Source organism: Gluconobacter sp. OJB (assembly GCF_039638275.1).
GTDB lineage: Bacteria > Pseudomonadota > Alphaproteobacteria > Acetobacterales > Acetobacteraceae > Gluconobacter > Gluconobacter cerevisiae.
Map to the genome: position 1 here is coordinate 112,947 of NZ_JBDIWH010000004.1, position 9,050 is coordinate 121,996.

Genomic DNA, 9,050 nt, shown 5'->3' on the forward strand with positions numbered 1-9,050 from the left:
TTCCTTCAGTCCCCATGATCAGACTGATTATGGGGACCTTTTGTTCTTGTTAGCGTTGCAGATCGAAGCGATCGAGGTTCATGACCTTCGTCCAGGCTTTGACGAAGTCTGCGTAGAATTTCTTTTGGGAGTCTGCAGATGCATAGGCTTCTGCTGTAGCCCGCAATTCTGAGTTCGCTCCAAAGACCAGATCAACATCCGTGGCCGTCCAGCGCTTTGTACCGGTCTTACGGTCAAACCCGTTGTACACTCCGGGTTGGCTAATCGATTTCTCCCAGCGGGTATCCATACTCAGAACGTTGACAAGAAAATCGTTGGTCAACATGCCAGGATGAGCAGTCAGCACTCCAGCAGGGGAATGACCTGAGTTAACGTCGAGCGAACGCATACCACCAAGCAGCACTGTCATTTCCGGGATGGTCAGATCAAGTGTACTGGCTCGATCCACCAGTGCCTCGGTTGGAGACTTCCCGTCAGGTACGCTGCGATAGTAATTACGAAAGGCATCAGCAGTAGGTTCGAGAGCGTTGAACGACTTCACATCCGTATCAGCCTGGGTCGCGTCAACCCGACCCGGGTTGAAAGGAACCTGAAGGGTAACGCCAGCCTGATGTGCAGCATTCTCAAGACCGACGTTTCCTGCCAGAACGATAATGTCAGCGAGAGAAACTTTGCGCCCTCCGTGGTGACCCGCATTGAAATGATCCCGAACACCTTTAAGCTTAGACAGAGCCGCTTTCAGTTCATCTGGATCATTAACCGCCCAGCTATCCTGCGGATCAAGAGCGATCCTTGCCCCGTTGACGCCACCCCGGTGATCGGTCGTTCGATGCGATGCAGCTGCTGCCCATGCTGTTTTGACCATTTCTCGGTTCGAAAGACCGGAAGTTGCAATAGCGTGTTTCAGAGCAGTAATGTCAGCTTGATTAATGGAAGCATAGTCAGCCTGGGGAAGTGGGTCCTGCCACAAGAATGTCTGCCCAGGAACTTCAGACCCAAAATAGCGTGATTTTGGCCCCATATCGCGCACAACCAGCTTGAACCAGGCACGCGCAAACGCATCAGCAAACTGGTTCGGGTTTTTCACCCAACGCTCGATAATCGCCCGATAAGCTGGGTCTGTTTTGAGAGCAATATCAGTCGTGAACATCATCAGCGGATGCATTTTAGCACGATTGGTCGGCTCACTCGCATCAGGCACGATATTTACCGCGTCTTTCGGGATCCATTGTGTAGCACCGGCAGGGCTCTTCGTCTGCACCCAATCATGACCGAGCAGGTTATCCAGGTACTGGGTCGTGAAATGAATGGGATCTGACGACCAGGCGCCTTCAAGCCCACTGGTAACAGCATCAGTGGCTTTGAGATGGCCGGTTGCACAGTTGTTTTTCCAACCAAGCCCCTGCTGTTCGACAGCCGCGCCCTCAGGAGCTGCACCAATACAGGAGGCAGGAGCTGCGCCATGGGCCTTGCCAAAAGTATGACCGCCAGCAATCAAAGCCACAGTCTCCTCATCATCCATGGCCATGCGTCCGAATGCGAGGCGGATCATTTTGGCCGAGAGCACTGGATCAGGGACACCGCCAGGACCTTCTGGATTAACGTAGATCAGCCCTTTGTTCGTAGCCCCGAGTGGCTTCTCCAGATGTGCATTACCACTGGCATCGAATTTGCCCTGAACAGCAGATTTTGCAGGGAAGAACGTGGTGCCGGGGCCCCAGTACACTTTCTCAGACTGCCAGTCATCAGGACGACCGCCAACAAAGCCAAGTGTCTTGAAACCCATTGACGTTAATGCAACGTCCCCCGTCAGGACAATCAGATCACCCCACGAAAGCTTTTCACCGTATTTCTGTTTGATCGGCCATAGGAGACGGCGTGCTTTATCCAGACTTGCGTTATCTGGCCAGCTGTTGAGTTCAGCAAAACGTTGTTGAGCGCCTTCTTCGCCACCACGCCCATCAAGAACGCGATATGTGCCTGCATTGTGCCAGGCAAGGCGAATGAAAAAGGGACCGTAATTTCCATAATCGGCCGGCCACCAGTCCTGCGATGTCGTGATGACTTTCAGAATGTCTTTACGCACCGCAGTCAGATCCAGAGTCTGAAACTTCTTGTGATAGTCCTGACGGTATGCCGGACCGTAAGGATTGGACGCAGTATCCTGAAACCGTAAAGGTTCGAGTTCCAGACTTGTTGGCCAATAGAACTGGTTGGATTTTTCTACCCCATCTGCTTGTGCTGAAGCAGAAATAGATCCAAGGACAGTTCCGGCTAAAATAAAAGCCATAAAACGTCGCGTCATCATTTATAATCTCCTAAACCGAATACAATATGACCAGGTTGGATGCCTAGGCACTTAGGGGCATTCAGATAGGGATCTTCTTATGATCTGAATCAAAGATATAAAATCAGTTTGATTTTATATCTCTTATAGGTAATCGTCGCCGCATAAAGAACAGTCCATCCTGTGAGAACGTTTTGAACAATTCGGTTAGATCTGCGTTCTCAAAAAAGGCCATACGCACGTGCATGTGGACAGAAACGATGAGCGACCTGTCGGTGGTGCGAAAAAGACGATACGGTCCGGTGCTGAGTTTTGAACGCTCATACAATTGTAGGAAAATTTCACCATGGCATCCCACAATCCATTACATACAACAGACTCTGGCATTCCTGTTTCGAATGACGAACATTCACTCACGGTGGGGTCAGATGGTCCCATTCTGCTGCATGATCATTATCTGATTGAACAGATGGCAGCATTTAACCGTGAAATGATTGCTGACCGTCAGCCGCACGCCAAAGGTGGTGGCGCTTTTGGTCGGTTTGAAGTCACGCACGATGTCAGTCGCTATACATCTGCAAGCTTTCTGCAACCAGGGGCAACAACAGAGGTCGTGGCCCGGTTTTCAACGGTGGCGGGCGAGGCTGGAAGTCCAGATACCTGGCGCGATCCGCGCGGATTTGCTCTGAAATTCTATACGGACGAAGGAAATTTTGACATGGTCGGCAATAACACGCCGATTTTTTTCCTCCGCGATCCCCTGAAGTTCCAGCATTTTATTCATTCGCAAAAACGTCGCGCCGATAGTGGCCTACGTGATAATGACATGCAGTGGGATTTCTGGACGCTGAGCCCCGAAAGTGCGCATCAGGTCACATGGCTGATGGGGGATCGTGGTATCCCGGCAAGCTGGCGCCATATGGATGGCTTCTCGAGCCATACTTACATGTGGGTCAACTCAAGTGGAGAGCGCTTCTGGGTAAAATACCACTTCAAAACTGATCAGGGCATCAAGTGCCTGACGCAGGAGCAGGCAGGGCATCTTGCTGGGGCGGACGCCGATTATCATCGACGTGATCTCCATATGGCTATCAAGCGTGGCGAGCATCCGAGCTGGACGCTCAAAATGCAGATTATGCCTTATGAAGATGCCAAGACCTATCACATCAATCCGTTTGATCTGACCAAAGTCTGGCCGCAAGCCGAATACCCGCTCATTGAGGTTGGCAAACTCATTCTTGACCGCAATCCAACAGATTTTCATTCCCAGATCGAGCAGGTTGCGTTTGAACCGAACAATTTCGTTCCAGGAACAGGTTTATCTCCGGATAAAATGCTACTGGGGCGCTCCTTCGCTTATGCCGATGCCCATCGGGCTCGGCTTGGAGTGAATTACAAGCAGATTCCGGTTAATGCCCCCAAATGTCCGGTGCACGGTTACACAAAGGGCGGAGCTATGCGGATCCGTAACGCGCAAGACCCCGTTTACGTGCCTAACTCAAAGGGAGGTCCTGTCGCCGATCCGCAAAAATTTCCCGAAAATGCAGTCTGGGCGGCAGACGGCGAATTCGTTCGGGCAGCGTATACCTTGCGTCCTGATGATGGGGACTTCAATCAGGCCAATGTTCTGGTCAACCGCGTCATGGATGATGCGGCTCGTGATCGACTGGTAAGCAATATTGTTGGACATATTTTACAGGGCGTTGAAGAGCCTGTTTTATCTCGGGTTTTTGAATACTGGTCGAATGTCGACACAGCGCTCGGACAACGTGTAAAAAATGGTGTAATGGCTGCTAAAGTATAATTTTACGGAAAGCTCCACAGATACAATAGTGTCTGTAGAGCTAAGTTTTTTTCTTGATTCACGAAATAATAGAAAATTCGTCATGTAGAAGAGAGGCATGTCCATTTTATTGATTTTTCTACTCTAAACCGGACATGCCGCTTCCCCCCCCCAAATTAGGCGTTAGCGCTTTGGGGAAATGGGAGCAGTTCGCTGATACGTGCGGCTGGATGTCCGTCGATCATGCGTGTCAGCACATCGCGCAGCCAGGCAAATGGCTCGATCCCATTGAGCTTGGCTGTCTCGATCAGTGACGCCACGATGGCCCATCGGTTGGCGCCGCCCTCGCTGCCCGCGAACAGAGCATTTTTGCGGCCGAGCGTGACGGGTCGAATGGCCCGTTCCACCGGATTGGTGTCGAGATCTATGCGCCCATCCCCGACAAAGCGCGCGAGATCATCCCAGCGGTTCAACGCATAGCGGATTGCCTCTGCCAGTCTGGCGCGAGAGGGCAGCAAAGCCAGTTTTTGTCGGAGCCAGAGTTCCAGCGCCTCAACACGCGGTCGACTGTGTTCCTCCCGAAAGGTCTTGCGTTGATCGGGCGGCAAACCCTGGAGTGTGGCCTCAATATCGTAGAGTGCCCGGATCTGCACCAAAGCCTCGGTTGCGATTGGTGATCCGGTCTGGTGCAGCTTATAAAACTTGCGGCGCGTGTGCGCCCAACATGCCGCCAAATGGACTGTTCCGCCCTGTGTCAGCTGCTCAAACCCGGCATAACCGTCGACTTGCAGAACGCCGCGATAGGTCTTCAAATGACCGGCGGGCCAAGCGGACGTGCGATCCGGTGTCGCATAAAACACCACGGCGGGTGGGGCCGCACCGCCAAAAGGACGGTCATCGCGCGTGTAGGCCCAAAGCCGTCCGGTTCGGGTGCGTCCGCGTCCCGGATCAAGGATGGGCAGTGGGGTGTCGTCTGCGAAAACCCGTTCTGCGGCACAGACATGGGTCATCAGCTGGTCGCGCAGCGGGGCCAGCCACCAGGCGGCGGCCTTGACCCAATCGGCCAGCGTGGAACGCGCGAGAGCGACACCGTGACGGGCCAACATCTGGCTTTGGCGATACAGCGGCAGGTGATCGCAATAGCGACTGGTCAGCACATGCGCGATTAGACCCGGAGTGGCGAGACACCCTTCGGCGATGCGCTCAGGTGCTGGAGCCTGATGCAGCGTCCCGCAGGCGCGACACGCGCATTTGGGCCGGTTGATCCGCACGACCCGCACCGAGGCCGGAACCCAGTCCAGCATTTCGCTGGTGGTCGTGCCTGCGTCGCACAACGAGCCGCCGCAAGACGGGCAGGCTGTCACGTCAGGCAGGATCGTCACATCCGTGCGCGGCAGGTGCTCTGGCAGGGCTGTGCGATGCGATGGTTTGACGATCGGCGTTGTGTTGCTGATGTCCGATAGTGTCGTGGAGATTGGCGTTATAGGGGACGGTTGGTCAGCATCAGCCTCCAGCGTCAGCAGGAGCTGGTCGGGTTCGAGTGTTTCGGCGCGACGACCGAACCGGGCGCGCTGGAACTCCCGGATGATCTGCCGCAAGCGGTCAATCTCGATCTGTCCCTCATCCACTGCGCCAGCCAGATCCCGCACCAGGGTTTGCAGGGTGATCGGGTCAAACGGCAGGCTGTCGAGGGCGATCCGCATACCTATAAAATGCCAGTTTTCTGCGGGTTTGTACAAGAAAAATCGGCGCGTTTTACCCTGCCATCAGTATGCGTCGCGCGGGGGCCTGTGCCCGCCAGTCCAACCCTTCCAGAAGCATCGACAAACGGGCTGGGGTCAACAGAACTGTCGCCGGTTCTCCGGGGCTGGCCTGTGTGACCGGCCATGTAAAGATCCCCTGATCGAGGCGCTTGGCATACAGACACATGCCATTGCCATCGTGATACAGAAGCTTGATCAGTCCGGCCCTCCGGCCGCGAAACACAAACACATGCCCGCTGAACGGATCCGCCCGCAGCGTCTCCTGTACCAGCACCGACAACCCGTCGATCCCCTTGCGCAGATCGGTATAGCCCAGGGCTACATGAACCCGGACATGGGGTGGCAGGGTGATCATGCCGCAGCCTCGAGCGCATCCGCCAGTCGGGTCATCACGTCAAAGTCGATCGAAGGAGTAACCCGCAGGATACGCCCATTGCGCAGCACGATCTCAATGGGCGCTCCGGGGTTTTGCCTGTCTTTGGAGACAAGCGGGGAGGCTTGTGTTTGGGGCGCCTGTTGTGGCGTGGAAGGGGTGTCGTCGATCTTAACTGCGGCAAATTTCGGCTGACGTGCCAGGGGATCAGCCGGACATTCTGCAATTTGATCTGCGAACTGCTTCTGCCAACGATACAGCACACTGGATGTCAGACCGTTCATTTTGGCATAGCGATCAAGCGACATCCCTGATTGCCGGGCATCGATCAGAAGCGCCAAACTCTCTTCGGGCGTCCATGTCTTACGCACCCGGACGGCCAGAAGACTTTTCAGATCCCCGACGGGGACGGCAAGATCCGCCCTGGACGAGCCAGAGAATTCCTTAGCCCGTTCTCCTGATGTCCCGTCCGGAATCGACGCCTTGATCGGTGGCGGCCAGACGAAACCAAGCCGGCGCGCCCAGAGCCGAAGAGCTTTGGCGCTGAGACCATGGCGGCTGCAGAAAGCAGTCTGCGTCAGCCCGCTCTCAGCAAACAGGACAAGCCGGTCTCGCCAAACCTCTTCCCGATTCATCATGACACTCCAATACCCGTAGTGAAGACATGATAAGGGCACACCTCACGCAGGATCGCAGCGTGTCATCTCCGGACGCTTACGGATTGTCGATTTGCTTGACGAAGCGATTGCAGCGAAGAAGCGGGAAGAGGAACTGGCAAAGGACGTGGCAAAGAAAGCCACCTGAGCCAGGAAGGGAAAACGGGAGGGCAAGAGGAAGGAGAGCCGCCACAGGCCGTCCGACCGCCACAATGGTCCGGCCGCACGCGGCCCGCGCCCTGAGGGCGCGCCATTGTCCCGTCCAGCCGTCTGCGCCTGCGGGAAAGCATCCAAAAAATGAAAAGGGATGTTCCCCATGGCGACTCACGTCACAACCGTCTTCACCCTCACAGGGCCGCAGAACCGTCTGCGCCAGATCGCTGAAGAGCGCGCCCACCGGACCTGCGCACCGGATCAGATGGCGTGGGAAGACGACACCACACTGGTGATGACCCTCGAAAGCGGGATCGGCACGTCCTTCCTTGACCACGGTTATGGCCTGTCCGACGAGTATCCGGATGTCAGTATCCGGGGCATGGAATATTTCGACTGCTTTGATGATCCGGGCTTCGCCAAATGGCAGGACGGGCAGCTTGTCTATGAAGCGGATCTCATCACAGTCTTCGGAATCCTGTTTCCGACAGACGCCTCAAAGAACTGGCCGGGCTGTAGCGCCAGCTTCTGGCACAGGTCTCCGCCTCTCGCGACCGCCATAGCCGAGAACTGTCCACACTTTGACCTGATGCCTTTGCGCCAACTGGCAGGGCCTGTGCCGGGATGGGTTGAGACTACGGACGGCTTCGCCACCCTCTTCCTTCGATTGCCCTCAGCACCAGATGCGCAGGATGGCCTCGGCGTGATCTTCTATCCGGAGATCGGCAGGAGCACCCTGCTGACAGGAATCGACCGCCTCGGTGGCGTAGCCCGGTTCCGGCGTCAGTCTTACGGACAGATCAGCGCACAGTGCCCGGAGCTGCGTGATGTCCTGCGAGGCCGCTGGAAGGCCAGCGAAAAGAAAAGGCGGAAAGCGCGCCAGGAGCGCAGAGTTTTGAGAAGGAAGATGAAGAAAGCAGAGCGGGAGAGAGGGGATAGTGTGTTCTCTTTCTGCGAGACTGACCCTTGGGTGATTTGAAGGGCAGGCGAAAAGAGGATTGGGGGCGGCCCTGACGGGTTCGTTCACTCTTGTGTGAACGGCCTCTACGGCGCAAGGAAAATCTCGTTTTGAAACGTACGGAACTGGTGCTCTCATGTGTCCGGCCTTTTTGTGCAGCCACAAAGACTGCTGGCCATGATGAAGTCCGCGGACAGAAGACCAGACAATTTCACGCGCTCGGAAGGCGCAAGAGTGAACACGGTTTTATTCTGTCCCCGAAGCAGCCCGGTCTGTCATCAAAACTCAACACTCCCGCACATCTACCAGATCATCGAACGATGGCTGGATTTTATCTCTCGTCCTAGCAAACAGCAGATAGGGCTGCCGCAGTGCCATTATATGTCTCGCCGCGGCTCATAAGGGCCCATGCAATTCGTGCTGTCTTGTTCGCCAATGCGACAGCGACAACGCGTCCGGGCTTTTTCTCCCGGAGCATCTGACCCCAGAGATGAGTGGGCGTTTTCTTGCGGTCTATGCGCAGCAGGGAAGTAACGCCGACGACAAGTAACCTGCGAATATAGCCGTTACCGGCCTTGGTGATGCGCCCGAGCGTATCTTTGCCACCCGAGCCATGAACACGCGGTGTCAAACCAAGCCATGCAGCGAAATGTCTTCCCGACCGAAAAAGCTTTGGGTCAGGAACAGACGCTGCAATCGCACTCGCGACAACCGGACCGATCCCTGGGACAGTGGCAAGCCGCATACTGCTTTCGCTGTTACGATGCCATTGCAGAATTTTGTCATCCAGCTTCTCAATCTGGGTCTGTATCATGCGAAGCTGATCCAGAAAGGCATGTGCAACGGTTCGCATTTCATCTGGCCATGCATCCTGATTTTCATGGACGAGGCCTCCGAGAGACTTGGCGCCGACAACACCTTTAGGAGCAATGATACCGATTTCACTCAAATGTCCTCGCAGAGCATTGATGAGCATGGTTTTCTGCTTCACCAGCAAATCGCGACTGCTGTGCAGCATCAGGACAGACTGTTGCTCTACAGATTTGACAGGAACGAACTGCATGGTCGGTCGTGTGA

At 55.3% G+C, this 9,050-nt stretch carries 7 protein-coding genes; 2 read left to right on the top strand and 5 right to left on the bottom strand.

Annotated elements, in window-relative coordinates; genetic code table 11:
• Nucleotides 1–49 precede the first annotated feature (49 nt).
• Nucleotides 50–2,308: a catalase/peroxidase HPI gene (gene katG / locus ABDK74_RS15335; protein WP_346004400.1), complete on the bottom strand. Its 2,259-nt coding sequence runs from the start codon at nt 2,306–2,308 to the stop codon at nt 50–52.
• A gap of 325 nt (nt 2,309–2,633) precedes the next feature.
• Here katG and ABDK74_RS15340 point away from each other — a divergent pair, with 325 nt between their 5' ends.
• On the top strand, nt 2,634–4,091 hold the full coding sequence (locus ABDK74_RS15340; protein WP_346004399.1) for a catalase: 1,458 nt from the start codon (nt 2,634–2,636) through the stop codon (nt 4,089–4,091).
• Nucleotides 4,092–4,246: 155 nt separating this feature from the next.
• On the opposite strand, the gene tnpC is transcribed toward ABDK74_RS15340, so the two are convergent.
• The 3 genes from tnpC to tnpA are packed head-to-tail and all read right to left on the bottom strand — an operon-like array spanning nt 4,247 to nt 6,844.
• The gene (gene tnpC / locus ABDK74_RS15345; RefSeq protein WP_346004398.1) at nt 4,247–5,773 is read right to left on the bottom strand and encodes an IS66 family transposase; all 1,527 of its coding nucleotides are present in this window, start codon (nt 5,771–5,773) and stop codon (nt 4,247–4,249) included.
• Nucleotides 5,774–5,825: 52 nt separating this feature from the next.
• On the bottom strand, nt 5,826–6,188 hold the full coding sequence (gene tnpB / locus ABDK74_RS15350; protein ID WP_346004397.1) for an IS66 family insertion sequence element accessory protein TnpB: 363 nt from the start codon (nt 6,186–6,188) through the stop codon (nt 5,826–5,828).
• Nucleotides 6,185–6,844, bottom strand: a complete 660-nt coding sequence (gene tnpA / locus ABDK74_RS15355) for an IS66 family insertion sequence element accessory protein TnpA (RefSeq protein ID WP_346004396.1) — start codon at nt 6,842–6,844, stop codon at nt 6,185–6,187. Before tnpA ends, tnpB begins: the two co-directional genes overlap by 4 nt.
• 334 nt (nt 6,845–7,178) lie before the next feature.
• On the opposite strand from tnpA, the gene ABDK74_RS15360 reads away from it, so the two are divergent.
• Entirely contained in the window at nt 7,179–7,994 is an 816-nt protein-coding gene (locus ABDK74_RS15360; protein ID WP_346004516.1) for a hypothetical protein, read from the top strand.
• A gap of 322 nt (nt 7,995–8,316) precedes the next feature.
• Here ABDK74_RS15360 and ABDK74_RS15365 read toward each other — a convergent pair.
• The coding region (locus ABDK74_RS15365; protein WP_346004517.1) for an IS110 family transposase at nt 8,317–9,050 on the bottom strand (734 nt) is incomplete at its 5' end.